This is a genomic window from Cryobacterium sp. SO2 (genome assembly GCF_026151165.2).
Taxonomy (GTDB): Bacteria; Actinomycetota; Actinomycetes; order Actinomycetales; family Microbacteriaceae; genus Cryobacterium.
Map to the genome: position 1 here is coordinate 2033440 of NZ_CP117849.1, position 26159 is coordinate 2059598.

The 26159-nt window shown below is 67.3% G+C and carries 27 protein-coding genes; 10 read left to right on the forward strand and 17 right to left on the reverse strand.

Features of this window, described 5'->3' with window-relative positions:
• Positions 1-44: 44 nt before the first annotated feature.
• Both BJQ94_RS09370 and BJQ94_RS09375 read right to left on the reverse strand, forming a co-directional pair.
• The gene (locus BJQ94_RS09370; RefSeq protein WP_265401035.1) at positions 45-524 is read right to left on the reverse strand and encodes an Lrp/AsnC family transcriptional regulator; all 480 of its coding nucleotides are present in this window, start codon (positions 522-524) and stop codon (positions 45-47) included.
• A gap of 65 nt (positions 525-589) precedes the next feature.
• Complete coding sequence (locus BJQ94_RS09375) at positions 590-2350, reverse strand: DEAD/DEAH box helicase (RefSeq protein ID WP_265401159.1); 1761 nt, start codon at positions 2348-2350, stop codon at positions 590-592.
• A 225-nt stretch (positions 2351-2575) separates the two neighbouring features.
• Between BJQ94_RS09375 and BJQ94_RS09380 the strand changes: the two genes are divergently transcribed.
• Positions 2576-3391, forward strand: coding sequence for an SGNH/GDSL hydrolase family protein (locus BJQ94_RS09380; RefSeq protein ID WP_265401034.1), 816 nt, complete (start codon positions 2576-2578; stop codon positions 3389-3391).
• 22 nt (positions 3392-3413) lie between these two features.
• Here the strand turns inward: BJQ94_RS09380 and BJQ94_RS09385 are convergent, their stop codons facing one another.
• Positions 3414-4637 carry a D-alanyl-D-alanine carboxypeptidase gene (locus tag BJQ94_RS09385; RefSeq protein WP_265401033.1) on the reverse strand — a complete coding sequence of 408 codons (1224 nt, stop codon included), beginning with the start codon at positions 4635-4637 and terminating at the stop codon, positions 3414-3416.
• Positions 4638-4717: 80 nt separating this feature from the next.
• Positions 4718-5521 carry an RNA methyltransferase gene (locus BJQ94_RS09390; protein ID WP_265401032.1) on the reverse strand — a complete coding sequence of 268 codons (804 nt, stop codon included), beginning with the start codon at positions 5519-5521 and terminating at the stop codon, positions 4718-4720.
• A gap of 168 nt (positions 5522-5689) precedes the next feature.
• Between BJQ94_RS09390 and BJQ94_RS09395 the strand changes: the two genes are divergently transcribed.
• Positions 5690-6541: a Sir2 family NAD-dependent protein deacetylase gene (locus tag BJQ94_RS09395; RefSeq protein ID WP_265401031.1), complete on the forward strand. Its 852-nt coding sequence runs from the start codon at positions 5690-5692 to the stop codon at positions 6539-6541.
• A gap of 43 nt (positions 6542-6584) precedes the next feature.
• Positions 6585-7151 carry a histidine phosphatase family protein gene (locus BJQ94_RS09400; protein WP_265401030.1) on the forward strand — a complete coding sequence of 189 codons (567 nt, stop codon included), beginning with the start codon at positions 6585-6587 and terminating at the stop codon, positions 7149-7151.
• 30 nt (positions 7152-7181) lie between these two features.
• Here the strand turns inward: BJQ94_RS09400 and BJQ94_RS09405 are convergent, their stop codons facing one another.
• A complete protein-coding gene (locus BJQ94_RS09405; protein ID WP_265401029.1) occupies positions 7182-8285 on the reverse strand; it encodes a glycosyltransferase family 1 protein in 1104 nt (367 codons plus the stop codon).
• Complete coding sequence (locus BJQ94_RS09410) at positions 8282-9184, reverse strand: alpha/beta hydrolase (protein ID WP_265401028.1); 903 nt, start codon at positions 9182-9184, stop codon at positions 8282-8284. The genes BJQ94_RS09405 and BJQ94_RS09410 overlap by 4 nt, the downstream gene beginning before the upstream one ends.
• 142 nt (positions 9185-9326) lie before the next feature.
• Here BJQ94_RS09410 and treS point away from each other — a divergent pair, with 142 nt between their 5' ends.
• Positions 9327-11024, forward strand: coding sequence for a maltose alpha-D-glucosyltransferase (treS, locus tag BJQ94_RS09415; protein ID WP_265401027.1), 1698 nt, complete (start codon positions 9327-9329; stop codon positions 11022-11024).
• A gap of 100 nt (positions 11025-11124) precedes the next feature.
• Here treS and BJQ94_RS09420 read toward each other — a convergent pair whose 3' ends face one another.
• The 3 genes from BJQ94_RS09420 to glgA form a co-directional block, all read right to left on the reverse strand.
• Positions 11125-11376, reverse strand: coding sequence for a type B 50S ribosomal protein L31 (locus BJQ94_RS09420; protein WP_066595443.1), 252 nt, complete (start codon positions 11374-11376; stop codon positions 11125-11127).
• Between the two features lie 135 nt (positions 11377-11511).
• The gene (locus BJQ94_RS09425) at positions 11512-12294 is read right to left on the reverse strand and encodes an ABC transporter ATP-binding protein (protein WP_265401026.1); all 783 of its coding nucleotides are present in this window, start codon (positions 12292-12294) and stop codon (positions 11512-11514) included.
• Between the two features lie 40 nt (positions 12295-12334).
• Positions 12335-13516 carry a glycogen synthase gene (gene glgA / locus BJQ94_RS09430; RefSeq protein WP_265401025.1) on the reverse strand — a complete coding sequence of 394 codons (1182 nt, stop codon included), beginning with the start codon at positions 13514-13516 and terminating at the stop codon, positions 12335-12337.
• 81 nt (positions 13517-13597) lie between these two features.
• On the opposite strand from glgA, the gene BJQ94_RS09435 reads away from it, so the two are divergent.
• Both BJQ94_RS09435 and serB read left to right on the forward strand, forming a co-directional pair.
• Positions 13598-14842: a glucose-1-phosphate adenylyltransferase gene (locus tag BJQ94_RS09435; protein WP_265401024.1), complete on the forward strand. Its 1245-nt coding sequence runs from the start codon at positions 13598-13600 to the stop codon at positions 14840-14842.
• Positions 14842-15486, forward strand: a complete 645-nt coding sequence (gene serB / locus BJQ94_RS09440; RefSeq protein ID WP_265401158.1) for a phosphoserine phosphatase SerB — start codon at positions 14842-14844, stop codon at positions 15484-15486. The genes BJQ94_RS09435 and serB overlap by 1 nt, the downstream gene beginning before the upstream one ends.
• Positions 15487-15532: 46 nt before the next feature.
• Here the strand turns inward: serB and fabG are convergent, their stop codons facing one another.
• The gene (gene fabG / locus BJQ94_RS09445; protein ID WP_265401023.1) at positions 15533-16243 is read right to left on the reverse strand and encodes a 3-oxoacyl-ACP reductase FabG; all 711 of its coding nucleotides are present in this window, start codon (positions 16241-16243) and stop codon (positions 15533-15535) included.
• Positions 16244-16388: 145 nt separating this feature from the next.
• Here fabG and BJQ94_RS09450 point away from each other — a divergent pair, with 145 nt between their 5' ends.
• The 3 genes from BJQ94_RS09450 to BJQ94_RS09460 are packed head-to-tail and all read left to right on the forward strand — an operon-like array spanning position 16389 to position 17796.
• Positions 16389-16730 carry a DUF3099 domain-containing protein gene (locus tag BJQ94_RS09450; RefSeq protein WP_265401022.1) on the forward strand — a complete coding sequence of 114 codons (342 nt, stop codon included), beginning with the start codon at positions 16389-16391 and terminating at the stop codon, positions 16728-16730.
• Entirely contained in the window at positions 16727-16957 is a 231-nt protein-coding gene (locus BJQ94_RS09455) for a hypothetical protein (RefSeq protein WP_265401021.1), read from the forward strand. Before BJQ94_RS09450 ends, BJQ94_RS09455 begins: the two co-directional genes overlap by 4 nt.
• The gene (locus BJQ94_RS09460; protein ID WP_265401020.1) at positions 16954-17796 is read left to right on the forward strand and encodes an SURF1 family protein; all 843 of its coding nucleotides are present in this window, start codon (positions 16954-16956) and stop codon (positions 17794-17796) included. The genes BJQ94_RS09455 and BJQ94_RS09460 overlap by 4 nt, the downstream gene beginning before the upstream one ends.
• Positions 17797-17880: 84 nt before the next feature.
• Here the strand turns inward: BJQ94_RS09460 and BJQ94_RS09465 are convergent, their stop codons facing one another.
• The 7 genes from BJQ94_RS09465 to sufB form a co-directional block, all read right to left on the reverse strand.
• Complete coding sequence (locus BJQ94_RS09465; RefSeq protein ID WP_265401019.1) at positions 17881-19479, reverse strand: ABC-F family ATP-binding cassette domain-containing protein; 1599 nt, start codon at positions 19477-19479, stop codon at positions 17881-17883.
• Between the two features lie 119 nt (positions 19480-19598).
• Entirely contained in the window at positions 19599-20249 is a 651-nt protein-coding gene (locus BJQ94_RS09470; protein ID WP_265401018.1) for a helix-turn-helix domain-containing protein, read from the reverse strand.
• Positions 20250-20412: 163 nt separating this feature from the next.
• Positions 20413-20742: a metal-sulfur cluster assembly factor gene (locus BJQ94_RS09475; protein ID WP_088456233.1), complete on the reverse strand. Its 330-nt coding sequence runs from the start codon at positions 20740-20742 to the stop codon at positions 20413-20415.
• A 4-nt stretch (positions 20743-20746) separates the two neighbouring features.
• The gene (sufC, locus tag BJQ94_RS09480) at positions 20747-21511 is read right to left on the reverse strand and encodes a Fe-S cluster assembly ATPase SufC (protein ID WP_265401017.1); all 765 of its coding nucleotides are present in this window, start codon (positions 21509-21511) and stop codon (positions 20747-20749) included.
• A gap of 74 nt (positions 21512-21585) precedes the next feature.
• Positions 21586-21912, reverse strand: a complete 327-nt coding sequence (locus BJQ94_RS09485; RefSeq protein ID WP_265401016.1) for a non-heme iron oxygenase ferredoxin subunit — start codon at positions 21910-21912, stop codon at positions 21586-21588.
• Between the two features lie 2 nt (positions 21913-21914).
• A complete protein-coding gene (gene sufD / locus BJQ94_RS09490; protein ID WP_265401015.1) occupies positions 21915-23144 on the reverse strand; it encodes a Fe-S cluster assembly protein SufD in 1230 nt (409 codons plus the stop codon).
• Positions 23145-24563 carry a Fe-S cluster assembly protein SufB gene (gene sufB, locus BJQ94_RS09495; RefSeq protein WP_265401014.1) on the reverse strand — a complete coding sequence of 473 codons (1419 nt, stop codon included), beginning with the start codon at positions 24561-24563 and terminating at the stop codon, positions 23145-23147.
• Positions 24564-24848: 285 nt separating this feature from the next.
• Between sufB and BJQ94_RS09500 the strand changes: the two genes are divergently transcribed.
• Positions 24849-25790, forward strand: a complete 942-nt coding sequence (locus BJQ94_RS09500) for a COX15/CtaA family protein (protein ID WP_265401013.1) — start codon at positions 24849-24851, stop codon at positions 25788-25790.
• The last annotated feature ends 369 nt before the right edge of the window (positions 25791-26159 follow it).

Below are 26159 nucleotides of genomic sequence, written 5' to 3' on the forward strand. Positions count from 1 at the left end.
ATCGCGGGCAAAGCTCCGTCAGTGCGCCGCGGCGGCCGTGCGCCCTACTTGACCAGGTCCTGCCAGCCGTCGCCGTCTACGTACTCGAAGATCAGGTTGGTCTCGGTGTGAGCGACGGCCGGATGCTCGGCCAGGTGCTCGAGCACGAAGTCGCGCAGGTCGGAGGCGTCTGCGGCCGCAACGTGCAGCAGGTAGTCATCGGCGCCGGCGGTGTGGAACAGGCCGATCACACCCGGCCAGTGCGGGGCGGCATTGCGGAAGTCGTCGATCTGATCGCGCACGTGCTTGGCCAGCCGCACCGAGATCAGGGCCTGCAGGGACGCCCCGAGGGCGGCCAAGTCGATGTTGGCGCGGTAGCCGCGGATGTGCCCGAGCTGCTGCAGACGCCGCAGCCGCAGTGACACGGTCGACTCTGCCACGCCGATTTCCGCGGCCAGTGCCGCCCCTGAGGCTCTCGCATTGACCGAGAGGGCACGAAGCAGGGCTCGGTCGACGCGGTCAAGATCGGCTTTCTTCGAATCCATGCTCGCCCTCTTTCGTTGCGCGCTAGTTTATCGGCCGTTCTGCGATGCCAATACCTGTCAATGCATCAGCTGCGGCCCAGGCGGCTGCGGAGCAGATCGATGCGCTTCTGGATCTGGGTGACGCTGGCCTGCGCCACGGCCGGCCCGCCGCACAACCGGCGAAGCTCGGCATGCACCATGGCGTGCGGCTCCCCCGACAGCTTCGACCACATGCCCACGAGGCTGCCCAACAGCTTCCGCTGCTCCTTGAGCGTGCGATAGAGCGGCATCGGCTCCTCCGGTGCCCCCTCGACGGCTGCGGCCGCTGTGCGCCGCTCAGAGCCGCGCTTGGCCTGCCGGTGCTGGCGCTGGCGGAGCAGCTCGGACACCTGCTCGGGCTCGAGGAGCCCAGGGATGCCGATGAAGTCGAATTCCTCGTCGGTGCCGGGTTCGGCGAGCTCGCCGAACTCGTCGCCGTTGAACATGACCATGTCGAAGGTCGCCTGCGAGTCCAGCGCCTGCCAGGTGAATTCCTCGCCGAGCTCGTCCGAGGCCTTCTCGGTCTTGTTCGCCGCCGCCACCATGGCGTCTTCCGGGTTGTACATGCCGTCGTCGCCGTCGTCACGGTTGCTGCGGTCCAGCGCGTGGTCGCGTTCCAGCTCCATGGCATTGGCGAGGCTGAGGAGGCCGGGAACATTGGGCAGGAAGATCGACGCCGTCTCACCGCGACGGCGGGCGCGGACGAACCGGCCGATGGCCTGCGCGAAGAACAGGGGCGTCGACGCGCTCGTGGCGTAGACACCGACGGCCAGGCGCGGCACGTCGACACCCTCGGACACCATCCGCACCGCGACCATCCACCGGCTGGTGCCCTGGGAGAACTCGTCAATCCGGTCGCTGGATTCCTTCTCGTCGGAGAGCACCACGGTGACACGCTCCCCCGAGATCTCCTCGAGGATCGCGGCGTAGGCGCGGGCGGTGGTCTGGTCCGTTGCGATGACCAGGCCCCCGGCGTCGGGGATGCCGTGCCGGACTTCGGTGAGCCGGCTGTCGGCCGCCCGGAGCACGGCGGGGATCCACTGCCCGCTGGGTTCGAGGGCCGTTCGCCAGGCCTGCGAGGTGATGTCCTTGGTGTTGCCCTCGCCGAGCTTGGCTTCCATCTCGTCGCCGGCCCGTGTGCGCCACTTCATGTGCCCGGCGTAGACCATAAACATGACCGGACGCACGACGCCGTCTTCGAGGGCGCGACCGTAGCCGTAGTTGTAGTCGCTCTGGGACAGCCGGATGCCGTGCTTGTCCGGCAGGTAGGTCACGAAGGGGATGGGCGAGGTGTCGGAGCGGAACGGGGTCCCGGTCAGCGAAAGTCGCCTGGTGGCCGGGTCGAAGGCCTCACGGATGGCGTCGCCCCAGCTCAGCGCGTCGCCACCGTGGTGGACCTCGTCGAGGATTACCAGGGTACGGCTGGCCTGGGTGAGTTCGCGGTGCAGCGCCGCCCGGGTGGCGACCTGGGCATAGGTGACGGCGATGCCGTGGAAGTGGCTGCCGTAGCGGCCGTGCGCGTTCTTGAAACCGGGGTCGAGCCGGATGCCGGCCCTCGCGGCCGCGTCGGCCCACTGGCGCTTGAGGTGCTCGGTGGGCGCGACCACGGTGATGCGGTCGATCACGCGGCGGGCGCGGAGTTCGGCGGCCAGGCGCAGGGCGAAGGTGGTCTTGCCTGCGCCCGGCGTGGCGGCGGCGAGGAAGTCCCGGGGCTGGTGCTGGAAGTAGGCCTCGAGGGCCTCTGCCTGCCAGGCGCGGAGCTTGCTGGCGGTGCCCCAGGCGGCGCGCTCGGGGAACGACGGCGACAGGTGTTCTGCGGCGCTGGTGCCGGCGGGTCCCCTGGCTGGCCCGTAGACGGGCGGGGTGTCGACGGCCTCGGCCAGGACGCCGTCGGGTACGCCGAACGATCCGGGTTCAGAGGTCTGATGAGTCGAGGGTTCCCGAAACTCGGATCCGAAGTCAGGTGCAGTAGTCACTTCATAACAACCTATCAAGTCCCGGCGACTGTCGCCGGACGGGAGCACAATGAGGGGATGACGAAGCAGCAGCATCCGTGGTCCCGCTATGTCGCAGTGGGCGACTCATTCACCGAGGGCGTGGGGGATGCGGAACCCGCCAGCCCCGGCGGGAACCGGGGCTGGGCAGACCGCGTCGCCGAGATGCTCAGCCTGGGTTCGGACGATTTCGCGTACGGCAACCTGGCCGTGCGCGGCAAGCTGATGAACCAGATCCTCGCGGAGCAGGTGCAGCCGGCCCTGGCGCTGCACCCTGACCTGATCACGATCTCCGCCGGCGGCAACGACGTGCTGCGTCCGGGCAGCGATCCGGATGCGATCGCGGCGCGGCTCGACGAAGCCGTTGCGCTGCTCGGTTCGGACGGCGCCACGGTGGTGGTGTTCACCGGCACCGATGTGCGCTTCTCCCCCGTGCTCAGGGGGTTGCGTGGCAAGGTCGCCATCTACAACGAGAACATCCGCGCGATAGCGGCCTCTCGCGATGCCATCGTGGCCGACATGTGGTCGTTGACCGAGATTCAGGATGTGCGGATGTGGGCGCCGGACCGTCTGCATCTGAATCCACTCGGACATCACACGGTGGCGCGGATGGTGCTCGACGCCCTCAACGTGGACAACCCGTTGGAGCCCTTGGTTCCAGAGCCCATGCCGGGCACCACGTGGCGCCAGGCGCGCACCGAAGACTTCGCCTGGGCCAGGGAATACCTCGTACCCTGGGTTCTGCGCCGGGTGCGGCACCAGTCCTCCGGCGACCACATCCTGCCGAAGCGTCCCGCCGCGGATCCGGTGACCCGGTTGGATGAGCCCGGCCGACCGGCCCAGCGGCTCGGCTAGTCCTGCCGGTGTCGGCGAACGGTCAGACCTCGCCGGGGTGAGTCCAACGCCAGAACGGCCCGGGGTCGGTGAGGGTGGCATCGAGCACGAGGGGAACCGTGACGGTCTGCGTTCCGACGGTGACGTCGACGCTGCCGACGGGGTCGCCCTCGTCTCCGAGCGCCAGCTTGTCGATGTCCACAGCGGTGCTGATCGGCGTGTCCGACCAGACCACGGCGGTCTCCGTGGTCTCGGCGACGGCCTGTCCGGACTGGCCCCACGGTGTGGTGTAGGTGCCGAACGGTGTGCCCTCCTCGACCAGGACAACCTGGCGGAAGCCCGGTGCCACGCTGTCGATCAGGGCGAGGATGCTCTGGTTCAGCTCGGGGTGGGTGTTCCCGCCGAGCACGACGCCCACGAGCGTGACCGTGCTGTCGCCGACGGGCACGTCCACCGCGAAGAGCAGGCAGGCGCCGGCCTCATCGGTGGTGCCGGTTTTGATGCCGTCGACGCCGTCGATGCCGAGCAGCTTGTTCGTGTTGGTGACGGTGCCCACGGTCGGGATATCCGCGCTGGGCATGGCCACGATCGAGGCGAGAACCGGGTTCGCCATCACCAGTTTGCCGATGGCAACGAGGTCGGCTGGGCTGCTGACACTCTGTGCGGAGATGCCGCTGGTGTCGGCGACGGTGGTCCCCGTCAGCCCGTTCGTGGTCAGGAAGTCAGCCGCCGCTGTGAGGTAGGCGTCGACGGAGCCGAACGCCCACACCGCGAGGGAGACGCTGTAGTTGTTGGCAGAGGGCAGCAGCATGGTCTCGAAGGCCTCGCGCTGGCTGAGCTCCATGCCGGAGACGACGGGCGCGACCGAGCCGTTCTCGGCGATGGCGTCGTAGTAGAAGTCGACGTCTTTGTCGGTGAAGGTGATGATCGGCCCCTGATCGTCACCGGTCAACGGCTTGGCCTGCAGGATGACCAACGAGGTCACCATCTTGGTGATGCTGGCGATGGGGACGGAGTCCTGGTCCCCGCTGGCGCCCAGCACCCCGTCGTACCCCACCGCGCCGATGGCACCGGCGCCGCCGGCGGGCCAGGCCGGCGAGACCGCGGGCTGGGTGAGCGCGGCGGGCTCGGCCAGCGCGGCCGCGGTAGCGGAGACCGGAGCGAGACCGGTGCTGGTGAGGTAGGCGATGGCGGTGATGAGAACGGCCAGAGCGCCGAAGAACGCGATGCGCCGACGGAGATAGACCTGACGTCGGGTGGGAGACATTCGATGAGTCTAACCAGGGTCGCCGAGGCTGCCAGGCAGGCGCGGCCGCGCCTGCCGAACTGGGCTGGTGCGGCCGGGCTCTAGGCCCTCAGGGCGTAGAGGGCGACGGCGCTGGCAGACGCCACGTTCAGGGAATCCACCCCGTGCAGCATCGGGATCGTCACGACGGTGTCCGCGACCGCCAGCGCGTGCCGGCTCAGGCCGTCGCCCTCGGTGCCGAGGATCAGGGCCACCCGGTGCGGCGGGTCGATCGCGAAGGTGTCCAGAGACACGGCGTCGTCGGAGAGAGCCAGTGCGGCGAGGTGGAAACCGAGCTCGTGCAGCACGGGAGCGGCGTCGCCCCATTCCGGCAGCCGGGTCCAAGGCACCTGCAGCACCGTCCCCATGCTCACGCGCACGCTGCGGCGGTAGAGCGGGTCTGCGCAGCGCGGGGTGATCAGCACGGCATCGGCGCCCAGCCCGGCGACGGAACGGAAGATCGCCCCGACATTGGTGTGGTCGACGATGTCCTCGAGGATGACGATGCGTCTGGCGTCACGGATGAGGTCGGCGACGGAGGCGAGGTCCGGCCTGTGCATGGCGGCGAGTGCGCCGCGATGCAGGTTGTATCCGGTGAGTTGTTCGAGCAGTGCCGCCGAGCCCACGTAAATGGGCACGTCCGGCCAGTCGGCGAGCAGACGGACGGCTTCGGGCAGCCATTGTTCCTGCACGAGCACGGACCGGGGGCGGTGTCCGGCCGCGATGGCCCGGCCGATGACCTTGGCGGACTCGGCGATGTACAGGCCGTTGGCCGGTTCGCTGACCCGGCGCAGGGCCACGTCGGTCAACCGCGAATAGTCGGTGAGACCCGGCTGGTCCAGGTCGGTTATCGGGACGATCTGCACGGGGCCGCCGCCTTTCTGGGAAGTGTGTCCGGCCGCCACGCCGGAGGAATCTCTGACAGGGATCTGTAACACGGTCGAAAACTGACCAGTTTAGACTCAGAGGACATCGTCGCCCGCCCAGAGGTCAGCAGGGCCGGCCGAATGGTGTGGTGAAGCGGATGGAGCACGATGACGGCTGAGACACTCTTGACACCGTCGGTGGGCGCAGAGGAAGCCCTCGACGCCCTCGCCGCGCTGCTGCGCGGCCGGCGCACCGCGGTCCTCACCGGCGCCGGCGTGAGCACGGATTCCGGAATTCCCGACTACCGGGGGGCCGGAGCTCCCGTCCGCGTACCGATGACATTTCAGACCTTCGTCGCCGATGAGCGGGCGCGCAAGCGCTACTGGGCGGGCAGCCACCTCGGCTGGCACCGGTTCAGGGCGGCAGAGCCCAACCTGGGCCACCGCTCACTCGTCGCGCTCGAGGCCTCAGGCCTGGTCAGCGGGATCATCACCCAGAATGTCGACGGCCTGCACACCCGCGCAGGGTCCAGGCACGTGGTCGACCTGCACGGCTCGATGGACCTGGTGGTCTGCCTCTCCTGTGGCCAGGCGTTCGGCCGCGACAGCATCGCGGCCAGGCTGGAAGCCGACAACCCGGTCCTCGCGCATCCAGAGCAGGTCGAGATCGCTCCCGACGGCGACGCCATCGTGGTGGACATCGACGGTTTCACAGTTCCGGACTGCTCGGTCTGCGGCGGTCTGCTCAAGCCGAACGTGGTGTTCTTCGGCGAACTCGTTCCCACGGGCAAGTTCACCGCTGCGGCCGCCCTCGTGCGAGCGGCGGATGCCCTGATCGTCGCGGGCTCCTCGCTCGCCGTCAACTCCGGCATCCGTCTGCTCGAACTGGCCAGGCGGCGCAAGCTCCCCATCGTGGTCATCAACCGCGGGGCGACCAAGGGAGACGGGCGCGCCCTGGTTAAACTGGAGGCAGGCACGTCGGAGACGTTCGCCGGGCTGGTGACCCGACTCACCAACTGAGCACTCAGCAACTGAGACTCCTGCAGCAGAAGGCGGCGTTGTGATGACCAGGTTCGCGATCGTCCGGCACGGCCAGACCGACTGGAACCTGGAAAAACGGATCCAGGGCAGCACGGACATCCCGCTGAACTCGATCGGCCGGGCTCAGGCCGCCGAGACCGGGCTGGCCCTGCGGGGCACCCACTGGGACGCAATCGTCACCAGCCCATTGACGCGGGCGCACGAGACCGCCAGGATCATCGCCGGGGAACTCGACCGGCCGGCGCCGCTTGTCGTGCCGGAGCTCACCGAACGCCACCACGGCGAGATCGAGGGCCTGACCTTCGCCGAACGACAGCTGCGCTTCCCCGACGGGTCGAAAGTGCCGGGTCTGGAAACCCGCCAGGCCGTGCTCGACCGGGTGCTGCCGGCGCTGGAACTGCTGGCGCTCACGTACCCCGACCGCCAGATCGTCGTGGTCTGCCACGGCGGCGTGATCGGCACCCTGGTGCGGTATGCGACCGGCGGGAAGCGTCCGGCGGCCGGTGAACTCATCCCGAATGGTTCGGTGCACGATTTCCGGTGGCAGGACGGACGGCTCGAGCTGGAGGCGTTCCAGCCGGTGCGCTGACTCCGTCGTCCTCAGCGCCCGGAGGGTCCCTCAGCGCCGGGAGGCAGCCTGGGTGCCCTGCAATACCCGGAGCAGTTGTTCGGCGGACTCGGCCCAGGTGAAACGGGCGGCCTGCCGCACGGAGAGGCTCGACCGCCTCGCCCACTCCCCCGGTGCCTCCAGTGCGCGCACGGCGGCGGCGACGGCCTCAGGATCGTTCGGGTCGGCATAGCCGGCTGCGTCGCCGCCGATCTCCCGGAAGATGTCGATGTCGCTCACGACCACGGGAATGCCCAGGCTCATCGCCTCCACCAGCGGGATACCGAATCCTTCGTCGAAAGACGCCGTCACCAGGGCGGTCGCCCGGGAGAGCACCCTGACGTAGTCCTCATCGGTGACGCCGTTGTGGAAGACCAGAGTCGCCTGTGGGGCGAGGGCGCTCAGCCGGGCCCGTTCGTCGTCGCTGATGCGACTGAGCAGGTGCAGCTCATAGCCCGGCAGTTCCGCGGTCGCCCGCACCAGGGTGTCCACGTTCTTGTACGGCATGAACGATCCCATGTAGACCAGAGTCTTGCCGGCCGGGGCCGTGCGGGGCGCCAGGCCGGTCGCGGCCACGGAATCGGCGGCGTTGGGCACCACCGACACCGGACGGCGGGTCAGCCGATGACGGCTGATCAGCGCGCCGGTGGTTTCCGACACGGTCACCACGCCGTCCGACCGGTTCAGCAGCATCCGCTGCGGGGCCCAGGAGAGGTGGTACAGCCGCCAGAGCAGGCGGATCGCGGCGGAGAACTCGCGCGGTGGGGTGCGATTGCGGTAGTAGATCAGGTCGTGCACCGTGAGCACCAGGCGGTACCGCCGCCCCCACGAACCCATGGTCTGCATGGGGCTGAAGACGATGTCGGGACGCAGCTTGTTGACGGTCAGCGCCACGAGGGGCTCGAGTGGGCTGGTGGGCGAGCGCACGAGCTGCCACGGCAGGGCGGGCAGCATCGCGAGCTGGCGGTGGTCACTGATCAGCATGGTCACCGGGTGCAGCCGGCCCAGCTCGGTGACGAGTCCGGCCGTGTACCGGCTGATGCCGTCGTGCCGGTCGATGCGGGTGTACCGGCAGTCGAAGACGATGCGGAGCGGAGCCTCGGCGCGCGTGTTCATGACGACGCCTGCTCCAGGAACAGGCGCAGCTGGATGGCCGCTTCCTCGGGGACCTCGTAGTGGATCAGGTGCCCTACGCCGGGGATCACGTGCAGGCGGGCGTCGGCGAACTGGGCACGCAGCCGCACCTGCGCGGCCACGGGGGTGATGTCGTCTTTCTCGGCCGCGATCAACAGCGTTCGAGTGGCGATCCTGTCGGCGTATTCGCTGACATCGTGGCCTACAGAGGCCCTGAAGGCCTCGAGGACCACCGTGCGGTCGGCGAAGGCGGAGAAATACCTGTCGTGCTGATTGTGGATCCAGCGGCGGCGCTGGCGGCTGCGGGTCTTGGCCATGGTGATGCTCATGACCCGCACGATGACGCGGTTGCGCAGCAGGGCGAACCCCAGCCGTTCGGGGAGCTTCGCGGCGAGCCAGTAGTAGAACACCGCAAGTCTGGTCAGCAGGCCGCGCGGACCGGCGAGGGCCGGGGCGGCGATGGGGTTCACGAGCACCAGGTCGTGGGCGGGGATGCCGGCGGGAGCCGCGGCCGCGGCCGCGACGATGATCGAGCCGAAGGAGTGGCCGAGCACGACGACCCGGCCGGGCAACGCCGCCAGGCGCAGGAACTCGGTGAGCCAGGCCGCATAGGACTCGACGCTGTGGGGCAGGGCGGCGAACGGCGCCGATTCACCGAAGCCCGGCAGGTCGGGTGAGATCACGCGCAGGCCGTGCAGCTGCGCCACGACGGCCTCGAGGCCGTGGTGATCGCCGCGAAACCCGTGCACCATCACGATCGTCGTCGACGAGTCCGGATCGCCGTACTCCCAGTACCGGGTGTCGCTGCCCAGCACGGATCGGGTGTGGGCGCGGGCATCCATCACGGTGAGCAGGTCGGCGTATGGCGAGGGAACGATCATCGATCCCAGTTTAGGCGGGCCGGCCACGGCAATCTCGACCGCTTCGGCGTGATCGACCTAGACTCGGTCACATCTGCACCATCCACCGACACGCCAGGCCACCGCCAGTCGGGCCAGCCGCGTCAGGGCCGGAAGGAACGCCGTGAGTTTCACCGCACCCATACAACTCCCCGGGCTCACCCTTGACCCGCGGTGGTATCGCCGTGCGGTGTTCTACGAGGTCATGGTCCGGTCGTTCGTGGACAGCAACGCTGACGGCGCCGGCGACCTGTCCGGGCTGATCTCGAAGCTGGACTACCTGCAGTGGTTGGGCATCGACGCCCTCTGGATTCCCCCGTTCTTCACCTCGCCGTTGCGGGACGGCGGCTACGACGTCGCCGACTACAGGTCGATCCTGCCCGAGTTCGGCACTCTCGACGAGTTCAAGGAACTCGTGACCAAGGCGCACGAACGGAACATGCGGATCGTCATCGACCTGCCCTTGAACCACACCTCGGACCAGCACGCCTGGTTCCAGCAGTCCCGGCAGGATCCGACGGGGCCGTACGGCGATTTCTACGTCTGGAGCGACACCGACGAGAGATACCCGGACATCCGCATCATCTTCACCGACACCGAGGAATCGAACTGGGCGTTCGACTCCGTCCGCCGCCAGTTCTACTTCCATCGGTTCTTCTCCCACCAGCCGGATCTCAACTACGACAACCCGGCGGTGCACGAGGCGATCATCGACGTGGTGAGGTACTGGCTTGACCTCGGTGTCGACGGGTTCAGGCTGGACGCGATCCCCTACCTCTACGAATCCGACGAGGGCAACGGTGAGGGCGAACCGCCCACCCACGAGTTCATCAAGCGGCTCAGATCCCTCGTCGACCGCCACTACCCCGGCCGCATCATGATCGCGGAGGCGAATCAGTGGCCGCGTGAGGTGGCCGCGTTCCTGGGCACCGAAGACGAACCCGAGTGCCACATGGCCTTCGACTTCCCCGTGATGCCACGAGTGTTCTACTCGCTCCGCTCGCAGCGTGCGGGTGAGCTGGTGCGGGTGCTCTCGGAGACGACAGACATCCCCGACGGTGCCGGCTGGGCGGTATTCCTGCGCAACCACGATGAACTCACCCTCGAGATGGTCAGCGAGGAGTACCGCCAGGCGATGTACGGCTGGTACGCCTATGACCCGCGGATGCGCGCCAACATCGGGATCCGCCGGCGGCTGGCGCCGCTCCTGGACAACAACAGGTCGGAACTCGAACTCGCGCACGCCCTGCTGTTCGCCCTGCCGGGCAGCCCGTTCCTCTACTACGGGGATGAGATCGGGATGGGCGACAACATCTGGCTTCCCGACCGGGACAGTTCGCGCACCCCCATGCAGTGGACGCCCGACCGGAACGCGGGGTTCTCAGCGGCCGACCCGGGCAAGCTGTACCTGCCGGTGGTGCAGTCTCTGGTCTACAACTACACCCAGACGAACGTCGAGTCCCACCTCGCGCAGTCCGGGTCGCTCCTGCACTGGATCCGCAACGTCATCTACGTGCGCAAGGGGCATCCGACGTTCGGTCTGGGTTCGCTGCGCGTGCTGAACACTGACCACGAATCGATCCTGGCTTTCCTCCGGGAGTACGCCGGGTCAGGCTCCAGCTTCGGCGACCAGCCCGAAACCCTGCTCTGCATCTTCAGCTTCGCGCACAACCCGGTGGCATTCCACATCGACGAACCCGACCTGGCCGGCACCCGCCTGTACGACATCTTCGGCGGCGCCGTGTTCCCGTCCTTCGATGAGGACGGCAGCATCACTCTCACGCTGGGGGCGCAGAGCTTCTATTGGCTGCACTGCGGCTGACGGCACCAGAGAGCACCGCACAACGACAACAGGGTGACCAGCCGAAGCTGGTCACCCTGGGCGACGAATCCGTGGAACGGATCCGCGAAGAAGAGGCGGACTACTTGCCGAAGCCCTTGTAGCGCGAGTTGAACTTCTCCACGCGTCCGGCGGAGTCCATGATGCGCTGCTTGCCGGTGTAGAACGGGTGCGACTCCGAGGAGATTTCCACGTCGATGACCGGGTAGGTGGTGCCGTCTTCCCACTCGATGGTCTTCGAGCTGGAGACCGTCGAACGGGTAAGGAACGTCGCACCCGACGCGAGGTCGCGGAAGACCACGGGAGCGTATGTGGGGTGAATGTCAGACTTCATGGAGACTTCCTTGGTGCGTTTCGGTGGGTGGGTTCTGGCTCGCCGGTTGCGGCAGAAAAGTGTATCGGTCACGAGGACCAGCTAGTGAGTTTAGCAGAATCTTGAGGCCGGGGATGGCCAGGACACAGCGAAAGATCAGATTGCGCGTGCCGCATAGCGGCCGTCGGTCTCGGTGAGCTCGATCTGGAGACCGAATGCCTCGCTCAACGCGTCCGCCGTGAGGGCATCCGCGAGCGGGCCGGAACTGACGACCTTGCCGCCGGAGAGCAGCAGGACGTGGGTGAATCCGCGTGGGATCTCCTCGACGTGGTGGGTCACCATGATGATGGCCGGAGAGTTCGGCTCGCTCGCGTAGCCACTCAGCAGCCGGAGGAGCTCCTCACGGGCGCCGAGGTCGAGGCTGGCGGCGGGCTCGTCGAGCAGCAGGATCTCCGGGTCCGTCATGATCGACCTGGCGATCTGCACGCGCTTCTGCTCGCCGTCGCTCAGGGTGCCGAACTTGCGGTCTGCGAGGTGGTCGAGCTTCCACTCGGACAGCACCCGCTGGGCGCGGCGCTCGTCGATCTCCTCGTATTCCTCGTTCCAGCGGCCGGTCACGGAGTACGCGGCGGTCATGACGACGTTGAGCACGGTTTCGTTCGCCGGAACTCGTCGGGCCATGGCCGTGGATGCGAAGCCGATGCGGGGACGCAATTCGAAGAGGTCGCTGGCGCCGATCGGCTCCTCGAGCACCTCGGCCGTGCCCTTCGACGGGTGCAGCAGGGCCGCGGCGATCTGCAGCGTGGTGGTCTTGCCGGCACCGTTCGGACCGAGGATGACCCAGCGCTGATCGCCGTCTACGCTCCAATCCACTGAGTCGAGGATGGTGGTGCCACCCCGGACGACGGATACTCCGGTGAAGTGAAGAACGTTGACCATAAGCCCATGTTATCGGGCGCCGCCAGGCCGCCGGGTCACGCTAGAGCAGCGCGGCGTAAATCTCCCTGGTGCTGGCGGCGATCTGGCCCCAGCTGAACATCTCCTCAGCCCGCACACGTCCGGCGCGGCCCATCTGGGCGGCCAGGGCCGGGTCGGCCAGGACCTCGGTGAGGGTGCGGGCGAGGTCGGCCACGAAGATCTCGGGGTCGGTGGGTGTGCCGGTTCCGTCGCTGAGCTGGTCGATCGGGACCAGCCGTCCGGTGACGCCGTCTGCGACGACCTCGGGGATGCCGCCTGTCGCTGTGCCGACAACGGGCAGGCCGCACGCCATGGCCTCGAGGTTGACGATGCCGAGGGGCTCGTACACCGAGGGGCAGACGAAGACGGTGCCGGCCGTGAGTACGGCAGACAGCTCGTGCTGGGGAAGCAGACGGTCGATCCAGACCACACCAGATCGTTCCTTCTGCAGGGCCTCGACCAGCCCGGTCACCTCGGCGAGGATGCCGGGAGTGTCAGGTGCGCCGGCGCAGAGCACGAGCTGCACCTCCGGCGGCAGCAGGGCAGCGGCACGCAGCAGGTAGGGCAGGCCCTTCTGGCGGGTGATCCGCCCGACGAAGACGACAGCGGGACGGTCAGGATCGATGCCCAGGGCGCGGACGACGTCGGCGTCCTCCGTCGGCTTCCAGCGGTCCAGGTCGATGCCGTTGTACACCACGTGCACGCGGGATTCGTCGAGAGCGGGGTAGCTGCGCAGGATGTCGGCGCGCATACCGCCGCTGACGGCGATGACCGCATCCGCGGCCTCGAACGCTGTCTTCTCGATCCAGCTCGACACCCGGTAGCCGCCGCCGAGCTGCTCGGCCTTCCACGGCCGCAGCGGTTCGAGGCTGTGCGCGGTGACCACGTGGGGCACGCCGTGCAACAGCTTGGCGATGTGACCTGCGCCATTGGCGTACCAGGTGTGCGAGTGCACCACATCGGCTCCGGCCACGTCCTGGGCAATCTGCAGATCGACGCCCAGTGTGGTCAGCGTTGCGTTCGCGTCGGCGAGTTCGGCGGGGACGCCGTAGGCGAAGGTGTCCGCCTCCGAACGGGGGGCGCCGAAGCACCGCACCGTGACGTCGATGTCGGCGCGAAGGGCCTTGACCAGCTCCGCAACGTGGACACCGGCCCCTCCGTAGATTTCGGGCGGGTATTCCTTGGTGAGCAGATCGACGCGCATGCAGTAAAACTAGCGCAGGCTGAACCAGGGACACACCCCCGCACGCTGGTCCCAACACCCGGATGGCCCTACTCTGAACTTATGAAGGCCAAGAAGATCTTTGGAATCGTTCTCGCAGGCGGCGAGGGAAAACGGCTGATGCCGTTGACCGAAGACCGCGCCAAGCCGGCGGTGCCGTTTGGAGGGCACTACCGTCTGATCGACTTCGCACTGTCGAATCTGATCAACTCCGGTGTCACCCAGATCGTCGTGCTCACCCAGTACAAGTCGCACAGCCTCGACCGGCACGTCTCGCAGACGTGGCATGTGTCCGGTGGGCTGTTCAACTCTTATATCGCCTCGGTTCCGGCCCAGCAGCGGCTCGGCAAGCGCTGGTTCAGCGGCTCCGCCGACGCTATCTTGCAGAGCCTCAACCTCATCCACGATGAGAAGCCCGACATCGTCGTCGTGGTCGGTGCCGACCACGTCTACCGCATGGACTTCAGTCAGATGATCGAGGCGCACATCGCGTCGGGCGCGCAGGCAACGGTTGCCGCCATCCGTCAGCCCATCGGGCTGGCCGACCAGTTCGGCGTCATCGAAGTGGATGCCGCCACCCCCGACCGGATCAGCGACTTCCGCGAAAAGCCCAAGGACGCGATCGGGCTCGCCGACGCGCCGCACGAAGTCTTCGCCTCGATGGGCAACTACGTCTTCAACGCCGACGCCCTGATCGAGGCCGTCCGTCGTGACGGCGAACGCACGGATTCCAGCCACGACATGGGCGGCGACATCGTTCCGGACTTCGTCTCCCGCGGCGAAGCCGGCGTCTACGACCTGCAGCGCAATGAAGTGCCGGGTTCGACCGACCGCGACCGCTACTACTGGCGCGACGTGGGAACCATCGACTCGTTCTTCGAGGCGCACCAGGACCTGATCTCCGCGCTGCCCGTCTTCAACCTGTACAACCAGAGCTGGCCCATCTTCAGCCAGCAGCTGAACTCGCCGCCGGCCAAGTTCGTGCGCGACGCCAAGGGCTCACTCGGCACCGTGATCGATTCGATCGTGTCGCTGGGCTGCGTTATCTCCGGCGCTCACCTCGAGCGCAGCGTCGTCGGGCCCTGGGCCGTGATCGACTCCGGCGCCCACGTCGTGGACTCGATCGTGTTCGACCGGGTGCAGATCCGCCCCGGCGCAGTCGTGCACCGCGCCATCCTCGACAAGGACGTCATCGTGGCGGAGGGCGCCGCCATCGGCGTCGACCGTGACCGAGATCTTGCTCGCGGCTTCAGCGTGACCGAATCCGGCATCACCGTGGTCGGGAAGGGCGTACACGTACACCCGTGATTCCTGCAGCCCGATTCCTCGTCGTCCTCGACGCCGATTCCACCCTCATCGAGAACGAGGTCATCGAGCTCCTCGCTGACGCGGCCGGTTCCCTCGCCCTGGTGGCCGATGTGACCGACCGCGCCATGCGTGGTGAGCTGGACTTCGCGGCCAGCCTGCGCGAGCGGGTGTCCACCCTGGCCGGATTGTCGACCGACGTCTTTGCAGAGGTCGGCGCCCTGATCCGGCCGACCGCGGGGGTGCACGCCCTCATCGACGGCCTGCACGCCGCGGGCAGTACTGTCGGCGTGGTCTCCGGCGGGTTCCACGAACTCCTGGACCCGCTCGCGGAGAGACTGGGGCTCGACCACTGGCGGGCGAACCGCCTCGAGGTGGCCGACGGCCGTCTCACCGGAGGCCTGGTCGGGCCCATCATCGACGCCACGGCCAAGGCCGCCGCCCTGGCCGAATGGGCGGCGGCGGATGGAGTCAACCTCTGCTCGACGGTTGCCGTGGGCGACGGCGCCAACGACCTCACCATGATGCGGATCGCCGGTCTCGGTGTGGCGTTCAACGCCAAGCCGGTCGTGCGCCGTTCGGCCGACCTGGTGATCGGCACGACCGACCTCAGCCAGGTCCTGCCGATCCTGGGCCTGCGCGGCTGAACCGGCCGCGGCTCAACCGGCGGCGGCTCGGCCGCTGGTGGTGCGGCTAGTGGCCCATTCCCAGGCCGCCGTCGACGGGAATGACCGCGCCGGAGATGTACGCGGCGTCGTCGCCCGCGATCCACGTGACCACGCGGGCCACCTCGGCCGGCGCGGCGAACCGGCCCGCCGGGATGTTCCGCTTGTATTCGGCCTGCTGTGCCTCCGGCAGAGCCGCCGTCATATCGGTCTCGATGAAGCCGGGAGCAACGACGTTGGCCGTGATTCCGCGGGCGCCGAGTTCACGCGTGACCGAGCGCGCCAGTCCGACGAGGCCGCTCTTGGACGAGGAGTAGTTGACCTGCCCGGCCGAGCCGTAGAGGCCGACGACGCTGGAGATCAGCACGATCCGGCCGAACCGGGCCTTGAGCATGCCCTTGGACGCCCGCTTGACCACGCGGAACGCGCCGCTGAGGTTGGTGTCGATGACGGACGTGAAGTCATCCTCCGACATCCGCATGAGCAGGGTGTCTTTGGTGATGCCCGCGTTGGCGACGACGACCTCGACGGGGCCGTACGCGGCCTCGATCTCGGTGAAGGCCGCGTCGATCGAGGCATAATCGGTGACGTCGGCGCGCACCGTGAGGCTGCCGGCGGGGCCTTCGCCTGAGCGCGCGGTGATGGCGACCCGGTGTCCCTGGGCGATGAATTCCTCGGCGATGGCGTAGCCGATGCCGCGATTGCCTCCCGTTACCAGAACTGTTCGAGCGGTCGCCATGGCGCGGTCCTTTCAGTGGGAACGCCCGCACGTGCGCGGGCACAGATTCATTCAGCTTAGAGCGTCCCGTGATGTGCCCCGGGGAGCAGGCTGTGGACGTAGTCTTGAATCAGTGCGTGGACAGGCGTAATAGAACCCGTAAGCGATGGGCACGATGAAGCAGCAGCAGTCGATCACGACACTCCCTCCGTCACCGGAGCAGGAGCGGCGCAGCCGCATGATCAGGTACTCGGTCACCATGGGCATCCGCATGGTGTGCATTGTGCTGATGCTGTTCGTGCAGGGCTGGTGGCTGGTGGTGTGCGCCCTCGGAGCGATCCTGCTGCCGTACTTCGCCGTCATCGCCGCCAATGTGCACGGCGAGCAGCGTGCGCCGACGGTGCTGCGACCGGGGGCCATCACCCTGGTTCAGCGGCCTGACCAGGCCGGCAACGACCAGGCTCGCACCGACCAGGAACACCCCGACGACAAGGCGGCCGGTCTGTGATCGGCTTCGGCGCCGCCCCCGAGTCGACGAGTTGCTCGCGGGCCGGGTGCCGGGAAGCTGCCGGCTGGCGACTGGATTGGCGAAACCCCCGAATCCACACCGAGGACCGGGTCAAGACCTGGCTGGCCTGCGACGAACACCTCGGGTTCCTCCGCGACTTCCTGCTCACCCGGGACTTCCCACTCCGGGTGAGCCCACTCGTGGCCAGCGAAACCGAGCACGCATGAGCGGCTGGCGCTTCCTGATCTCTCGGCAGTGGGCCGGCTACCTCGCTCTCACGATCGTCTTCGCCGTGGTGTGTTCGGGGCTCGGCATGTGGCAGCTGGCCCGCCGGGCGGAGGCCCAGGCCGAGATCAGCCGGATCGACGCCAATTTTGACGCGGAGCCCGTTCCCGTTGCCGATGCCCTGCCGAACCTGGACTCCTTCGTCGAGTCCCAGAAATGGTTGCCCGTCGAGCTGACCGGCACCTACCTGATCGACGAGGAGTTGCTGGTGCGCAACCGCACTTACAACATCAATCCGGGCTTCGAGGTGCTCACGCCCCTGCTCTTGGACTCCGGTGAGGTCTTCATCGTCGACCGCGGCTGGGTCCCCACCGGCGAAGACCAGGACTCCCCCGACTCGGTGCCCGCGGCCCCTGAGGGCCAGGTCACCGTGGTGGCCAGGCTCAAGCAGGGCGAGCCGGTCCTGGCCGGACGCAGCGCCAGCGGCAACCAGGTGGCGACCATCAACTTGCCCGACATCGCCGAACGGCTCGGCGCCGACACCTACACCGGCGCCTACGGGCTGATGAAGTCGGAAGACCCGGCCACAGAAGACCGCCCGATGGCCGTGCAACGGCCGGCCAGGGACGAGGGACCACACCTGTCCTACGCGTTCCAGTGGTTCGTCTTCGCCCTCATGGCGTTTGTGGGCCTCGGCTGGGCGGCCAGGCAGGAGTTCCGCAGCATCAACGCCGAGGTACCCGAGGAGCAGGTGCGGGCCGCGGAGCGGGCCCGGCGTCAGGCGGCCAAACCGCGCAGCGATGCGGAGATCGAAGACGAGCTGATCGATCAGCACTCGTAACGACGCTCACGTGCCGGGCAGAGCAAAACCCGCCGGTCCCTCGGGGCCGGCGGGTTTATGTTGCGCTCAGACGCGGGGGCAGGCTCAGGCGAGCGTGATCAGGTCGAGGTAGTCCTTGTTCCAGTGGTCCTCGGTGCCGTCGGGCATGATGAGCACCCGCTCGGGGTTGAGCGCCTCGACGGCGCCCTCATCGTGGCTGACCAGCACCACGGCACCGGTGAAGTGCGCCAGGGCGTCGAGGATCTCTTCGCGGCTGGCCGGGTCGAGGTTGTTGGTCGGTTCGTCGAGCAGCAGCACGTTCGCGCCGGAGACCACGATCATCGCGAGGGCCAGACGGGTCTTCTCACCACCGGAGAGGACACCGGCCGGTTTGTGCGAGTCGTCGCCGGTGAATAGGAAGGATCCGAGCACCCGGCGGGCTTCCATCTCGGTGATGTTCGGCGACGAGGAGATCATGTTCTGCAGCACGCTGCGCTTCACGTCGATGGTCTCGTGTTCCTGGGCGAAGTAGCCGATCCGCAGGCCGTGCCCTGGCACGATCTCCCCGGTGTCCGGCTTGTCCACACCCGCAAGCATCCGCAGCAGAGTGGTCTTGCCGGCACCGTTGAGGCCCAGGATGACGACCTTGGAACCACGGTCGATGGCGAGATCCACGGCCGCGAAGATCTCCAGCGAGCCGTAGCTCTTCGACAGGTCGGTGGCCATCAACGGGGTGCGGCCGCACGGAGCGGGCTCGGGGAAGCGCAGCTTGGCCACGCGGTCCACGGCGCGCACGGCGTCCAGGCCGGAAAGCAGCTTCTCGGCACGGGCGACCATCTGGTGCGCCGCTGCGGCCTTACTGGCCTTGGCGCCGAACTTGGCGGCCTGCAGCTGCAGGGTCGACGCCTTCTTCTCCGCGTTGGCACGTTCCTTCTTACGACGGTCCGCGTCGGCGACGCGCTGGCGCTGGTAGTTCTTCCAGTTCATGTTGTAGATGTCGATGACCATGCGGTTGGCATCGAGGTAGAAGACCCGGTTGACGGTGTCGCCCACCAGCTCGATGTCGTGGCTGATGATGATGCAGCCGCCGCGGTAGTTCTTGACGAATTCGCGCAGCCACACGACGGAATCGGCGTCGAGGTGGTTGGTGGGCTCATCGAGGATCATGGTCTCGGCAGCCGAGAAGAGGATGCGGGCCAGTTCGATCCGGCGGCGCTGACCACCGGATAGTGTGCGCAGCGGCTGGTCGAGGATGCGGTCCGGCAGGTTCAGGTTGCTGGCGATCGACGCGGCTTCGGCCTCGGCGGCGTAGCCGCCGAGCGCGTTGAACTCGTCGGTGAGAGTGCCGTAGCGCTTCATCGCCCGTTCGCTGATCTTGCTGTCGGGCGAGCCCATCTCGATGCCGGCCTGAGTGAGGCCGAGCGAGATGGTGCCCAGGCCGCGGGCATCGAGGATGCGGGTACGGGCCAGCATGTCCGGGTCACCGGATCTAGGGTCCTGCGGCAGGTAGCCGATCTCGCCGGAGCTTTCGATCTTGCCCTTGGTGGGCAGGGTCTCCCTCGCGAGGGTCTTCGTCAGTGTGGTCTTGCCCGCACCGTTCCGGCCGACCAGGCCGATCTTGTCGCCGGCGGATACCCGGAAACTCACGTCCTCCATGAGCACGCGCGCCCCAACTCGGATTTCGAGATCTTGCACACTGAGCACAGCAATAGTCCATTCGATGGAGTCGTGGGAGGGCGGCTAAACACAGCCAATCCACCAGTATATTTGTTCGCGCGCGGTTTCGGTGCCGATGTGCCCGAATGTGCGCCGCCACGGTGGGACTATCGGGCCGGGAATCGCCCGGTGGGCAGCACACCGGGCAGGGCCGACCGCAGCCACGCGGTGTAGGCATCTGTCGACCACCCCAGTCCGGCCACGAGGGTATGGAACACCTGCGGGTGGCCGAGGGCCCAGATCGACGTCGCTGCTTCGTGGTCGCTCAGGCCCGGGCGGAGACCCAGCTGGGACCGGAGCGCCCCGACGGCTTCCGCGTAGGCGTGCAGGCTTCGCGCTGCCATGGTGATTTCGAGTTCACGGATCTCCGGATCGGTCCCGCTGGCCTCGCTCACCACACGGTGGAGCGGCGCAGCCCGCTCGTTGTCGGCGGCGATCCAACTCGCGAGCGTGCCGATGGCGGCGGCCGGCGTGGCGGCACCGGTGAGGCCGGAGGCCAGGTCGGCCACGGAGAGGCCGGAGGCGCGGGACGTGGTGTTGGCTGCGGCGAGGACCGCGGCCAGCACGTCCACTTTGGAGCCGACGGTGTTGTAGATGGTCTGGACGGCGACGCCGCCGCGTTCGGCGATGGCGGCGATCGAGGTGCCCATGTAGCCGTGCTCCCGCATCAGCTCGGCGGCGGCCTCGACGACGTCGCCCCGGGTGCCCGCCGTTTGGGCGTCTCGCCGGCTCTGACTGCGTGTTCGGGGGCTGTCCATCTGATTAGAATAGCGCTCTACCGAATGGATCCGCGTTACAACCGGCGGATTTGGGCCGTCACCGCGTTAATGACGAACCGCGCCGGGAGGCGGATGCGGGGCATCCGTCCCGGCGCGGGGCGGGGCGTGCAGGCTGGCAGGTGCCAGGCCGGCACGGTCAGGCTCAGATCGCGAAGCCGAGGGCGCGCATCATGTCACGGCCGTCGTCGGTGATCTTTTCCGGACCCCACGGCGGCATCCACACCCAGTTGATGCGGAACTGTTCGACGACGCCGTCCAGTGCCTCAGCGGTCTGTTCCTCGAGCACATCCGTGAGCGGGCAGCCCGCTGACGTGAGGGTCATGTGGATGATCAGGGCGTCGTTCTCATCGTCCCAACCAAGATCGTAGATCAGGCCGAGGTCGACGACGTTGATCCCCAGTTCCGGGTCCATGACGTCCTTGAGCGCCTCTTCGATCTCGTCGAAGCGCGCGGGGGTGAGTGTCGAAACCATGCCTCTAGCCTACGGGCGTCTCGGTGAGGAAACGATCGTAACCTTCGTCTTCCAGGCGGTCGGCGAGTTCGGGGCCGCCCTGCTCTGCGATGCGGCCATCGACGAAGACGTGCACGAAGTCGGGCTTGATGTAGCGCAGGATGCGGGTGTAGTGCGTGATCAGGAGGAGACCGAGGCCGGTGTTCTCCTTGGCCCGGTTGACACCCTCCGACACGATCTTCAGGGCGTCGACGTCGAGGCCGGAGTCGGTCTCGTCGAGCACGGCGAACTTGGGCTTGAGCAGTTCGAGCTGCAGGATCTCGTTGCGCTTCTTCTCGCCGCCGGAGAAGCCCTCGTTCACGTTGCGCTCGGCGAAGCTCTTGTCCATGCGCAGCTTGACCATGGACTCGCGGACATCCTTGATCCAGGTGCGGATTGCAGGCGCTTCGCCGTCGATGGCGGTCTTGGCGGTGCGGAGGAAATTGGTGACGGTGACGCCGGGGATCTCGACCGGGTACTGCATCGCCAGGAACAGACCGGCGCGGGCGCGCTCGTCCACGGTCATGGTGAGCACCTCTGCGCCGTCGAGCAGGATCGAGCCGCTGTCGACGTGGTACTTGGGGTGGCCGGCGATCGTGTACGCCAGGGTGGACTTGCCGGAGCCGTTCGGCCCCATGATCGCGTGAATCTCGCCCTCGTTGATGGTGAGGTCGACGCCGCGCAGGATCTGCTTGGTGCCCTGGTCGGTCTCGACGCTGACGTGCAGGTCTTTGATCTCAAGAACAGACATTTTTCGGTATCTCTTTCGTTGTCCGCGTGCTGCGGGCTTCAGTATGTGGGGCGGGCCGGGAGGGGCCCCGCGTCTCAAACGGCGATGGTGACCAGGGGGTCGATGTACACGTCGCCGTCGACCAGGTCGACCTGGTAGACGGGGACGGGCTCGTAGGCCGGCAGCGTCAATGGGCGCCCGGTCGTGAGGGAGAACTTGGAGCCGTGCGCCCAGCATTCCAGGGTGTCGCCCTCGACGAAGCCCTCCGACAGCGAGATGTCACCGTGGGTGCAGGTGTCGCCGATGGCGAAAACGGCGCCGTGGGAGTCCCGAACGACGGCGATGGAGACGCCGCCGATTTCCACCTTGATGGCCTCGTTGGGTTCGAGGTCGTCGATCGCACAAATCTTGGTTGACGCCATGTTCAGTTGCCTTCTGTTCCGCGGAGCTCGTCTTCGATGGCGCCCTGCAGGCGCTCCTCGAGCGGAGCCGATCCGATGTGCTGCACGATTTCGCTGAGGAAGCCGCGTACGACGAGGCGCCGCGCTTCGATCTCCCCGATGCCGCGGGACTGCAGGTAGAACAGCTGCTCGTCGTCGAAACGGCCCGTGGCACTCGCGTGCCCCGCGCCCAGGATGTCTCCGGTCTCGATCTCCAGGTTGGGGATCGAGTCGGCCCTGGTGCCCTCGGTGAGCACCAGGTTGCGGTTCTGTTCGTAGCTGTCTGTGCCCGGTGCGGTGTTCCCGATCAGCACGTCGCCGATCCAGACCGTGCGCGCACCCACGCCCTGCAGGGCACCCTTGTAGTTCACGCGGCTGCGCGTGTTCGGGGCGTCGTGGTTGACGTAAACCTGCTGCTCGAGGTGCTGGCCGGCGTCGGCGAAGTACAGCCCGAAGAGGTCGGTGTCGCTGCCGGGACCGGCGAGGATCACAGACGGGTTGACCCGCACGATCCCGCCGCCGAGGGAGACGACGACGTGCTTGAGGCGGGCATCCCTGCCGACGGTGGCGAAGTGGTTCGCCAGCTGCACGGTCTCTGCGTCCCATTCCTGCACCGTCACGACGGTGAGATTCGCGGATTCGCCGACGATGATCTCGACGTTCTCGGTGATGCGTGCGCTGCCGGTGTTCTGCAGGATCACGACGGCCTGGCTGAACGGCCGGGCCTCGATGATGGTGTGCGCGGCACGCGGAGCCGAGCCGAGGTTGGAGCGCGTGAGCGTGATCTCCTTGGCTTCTTCCCCGCTGACGGTGATGGCGAGGGCCGTGTCGAAGCTGCTCCAGGCGTTTGCCGCGGCGCGTTCTTCCGGGGCGCCGGCCGTTCCGATGCGCACGTCGGTGCGGTCGACCCAGCTGACGTCGACATCCGGGTTCGGGGTCGACTCGATGTCGTAGGCCGAGCCGTCGAGTTCACCGGCGGTGAGGTCGGTGAACTTGCCGACGGGCGAGAGCTTCCAGACGGCTTCCCTGCCGGTGACGGCGGGGAAGTCGGCTACGTCGAAGCTCTTGAACCGCGCGGACCTGGTCTGCACGGGAACGAAGCCGAAGCGTCCGTCGGAGTGCTCCTTGATGCCGTGCTGTTCCGCGGTGGGCAGGGCCTCCGACGACGGTGCGGGGGTGGGAGTGGGGGCTGTTGAAGTCGAGGCGGCGGACATTTAGCCGACGGATCCTTCCATGCCCATTTCAATGAGCTTGTTGAGTTCGAGGGCGTACTCCATCGGGAGCTCCCTGGCGATGGGTTCGATGAAGCCGCGCACAATCATGGCCATGGCTTCGTCTTCGGGCATGCCTCGGCTCATCAGGTAGAACAGTTGTTCTTCGCTGACCCGCGAGACTGTCGCCTCGTGGCCGAGCTGCACGTCGTCGACGCGGATGTCGATGGCCGGGTAGGTGTCTGAGCGTGACTGGGTGTCAACGAGCAGGGCGTCGCAGCGCACGGTGTTGGCGGAGTGGTGAGCCGTGGCATCCACGCGCACCTCGCCGCGGTAGCCGGCGCGGCCGCCGCCGCGGGCGATCGACTTGGAGACGATCGAGGACTGCGTGTACGGGGCCATGTGGATCATCTTGGCGCCGGCATCCTGGTGCTGGCCGGGGCCGGCGAATGCGACGGACAGGGTCTCGCCCTTGGCGTGCTCCCCCATCAGGTAGATCGACGGGTACTTCATCGTGACCTTGGAACCGATGTTGCCGTCGATCCACTCCATGGTGGCGCCCTCTGCGGCCGTGGCGCGCTTGGTCACCAGGTTGTAGACGTTGTTCGACCAGTTCTGGATGGTCGTGTAGCGAACGCGGGCGTTCTTCTTCACGATGATCTCCACGACGGCGGAGTGCAGCGAGTCGGACTTGTAGATCGGCGCGGTGCAGCCCTCGATGTAGTGCACGTAGCTGCCCTCATCGGCGATGATCAGGGTGCGCTCGAACTGGCCCATGTTCTCGGTGTTGATGCGGAAATAGGCCTGCAGCGGGATCTCGACGTGCACGCCGGGCGGGACGTAGACGAACGAGCCGCCGGACCAGACCGAGGTGTTCAGCGCGGCGAACTTGTTGTCGCCGGACGGGATGACGCTGCCGAAATACTCCTCGAAGAATTCCGGGTGTTCCTTCAGCGCGGTGTCGGTGTCCATGAAGATGACACCCTGCGCTTCGAGTTCCTCGTTGATCTGGTGGTAGACCACTTCGGACTCGTACTGCGCCGCAACACCGGAAACCAGGCGCTGGCGTTCGGCTTCGGGGATGCCGAGCTTCTCGTAGGTGTTCTTGATGTCGTCAGGCAGGTCTTCCCAGGTCTGGGCCTGCTTCTCCGTGGAGCGCACGAAGTACTTGATGTTGTCGAAGTCGATCTCGGAGAGGTCGGCGCCCCAGGTGGGCATGGGCTTGCGCTCGAAGAGCGCGAGCGCCTTCAGGCGCCGCTCCAGCATCCAGGCCGGTTCCTTTTTCAGGTTCGAGATGTCGGTGACGACCTCGGGTGAGATTCCGCGTCGGGCGGATGCGCCGGCTGCGTCGGAATCTGACCAGCCGAATTCGTAAACACCTAGCCCCGCGAGCTCGGGTCGGTCCAGTAGAACGTCAGACATCTTTACCTCTTCTCCTCTCCACATCAACCCGGATATCAGTCCGGTCATTCCCACTAGGCGTGCCTGTCCGACCGACTGGTCGAACGTGCAGCGCCCGGTGAGGGTGAGTTGTGTGGATGGCTACGTTGCGTACCTAAGATGAACAAGGGCCGGTCGAGGCGCGGTGTGCGAACGCACGTCGCGCGCACTGGGCCCGTGAAACACCTAATTCTACAGGCTAGTGATGTTATTAGTAGTGCGACCCGGCGTATTCACATACGTGCGCACCAGCAGGGAGCTGAACCCGTGAACCGGATTATCGAGTGGTTGCCGACAAGCGTTGACCGACGCCTCAAGGTGCTCGGCTGGGTTTACCTGGCCGCACAGATCTTCCTCGTCGGCACCGGCGGGCTCGTGCGACTCACCAGCTCGGGTCTGGGCTGCCCCACCTGGCCGAAGTGCACGGCTGATTCGCTTGTGAACACCCCCGAGATGGGTGTGCACGGCGTGATCGAGTTCGGCAACCGCCTGCTCGGAGTGCTGTTGGGCCTGGTCGCCATCGCCGCGTTCGTGGCGGTGCTGCGGATGCGCCGCAGCCGGCCCGACCTCTTCCGCCTCACCCTGCTGGCCGGTTTGGGCATCCCCGCCCAGGCCGTGATCGGCGGAATCAGCGTGCTGACCCAGCTGAACCCCTACGTCGTGGGACTGCACTTCGTCATCTCGGTGATCCTGGTCGGGCTCTGCACGGCGTTCCTGTACCGGCTGTACACGGTGCCGGGGCCGCGGGAGCGCGTGGTCCCGCTCTGGTTCCTGATCGTCACACACCTCACCACCTTCGTGGTCGCCATCACCATTGCCGTCGGGATCCTCACCACCGGGTCTGGCCCGCATGCCGGTGACGCCGACGCGCCGCGCAATGGGCTCGACTCCGAATTCCTGCAGCACGTGCACAGCTGGCCGGCCTACCTCACCCTGGCACTGACCCTGGTGCTGGTCGCGGGTGCGGTGTCGCTGCGCCTGCCCGTGCGCCGCTGGGTGCTCCTGCTGCTGGCCGTGGAACTTGTGCAGACAGCCGTGGGACTCACCCAGGCCAACCTCGGGCTGCCCGCCGTCCTCGTCGGCATCCACATGGTTCTCGCCTGCGTGCTCGCCGCGGCCATGACCGCCGTGGTGCTGAACCTCAAGCAGCCCGTAGCTGTGGACGCTCCCCCGGCTCCGCGCACCACCTCCGAGACCCTCGCCCGCTGACCCCAGCCGGCCGACCCGCGCCGCTAGCTCGCGCCGCCGGCAAGCTCGACTGCACGCCTTCCCGCACTCTCGCCCACTCGCCCACTCGCGCCCACTCTCGCGAGAGCGGCGAAACGGTCACCTCAGCGCGCGCGAAGCAGCCACATCGCCACTTTCGCGGGAGGCCCACCTCGCGAAAGCGGGGAAACGGTCACCTCAGCACGCGCGAAGCAGCCACATCGCCGCTTTCGCGGCTGACGTGCGCTGGGGAGAGCGGGCGGCGCTGGGGTGAGAAGGGCAGCAGCGGTCGACGCCCACGGACACGAAGGCCAGAGTGAGGTGCGCGATCGAACCACGCCTCACCCCGCGAATAGTCACCGAGCCCCTGGA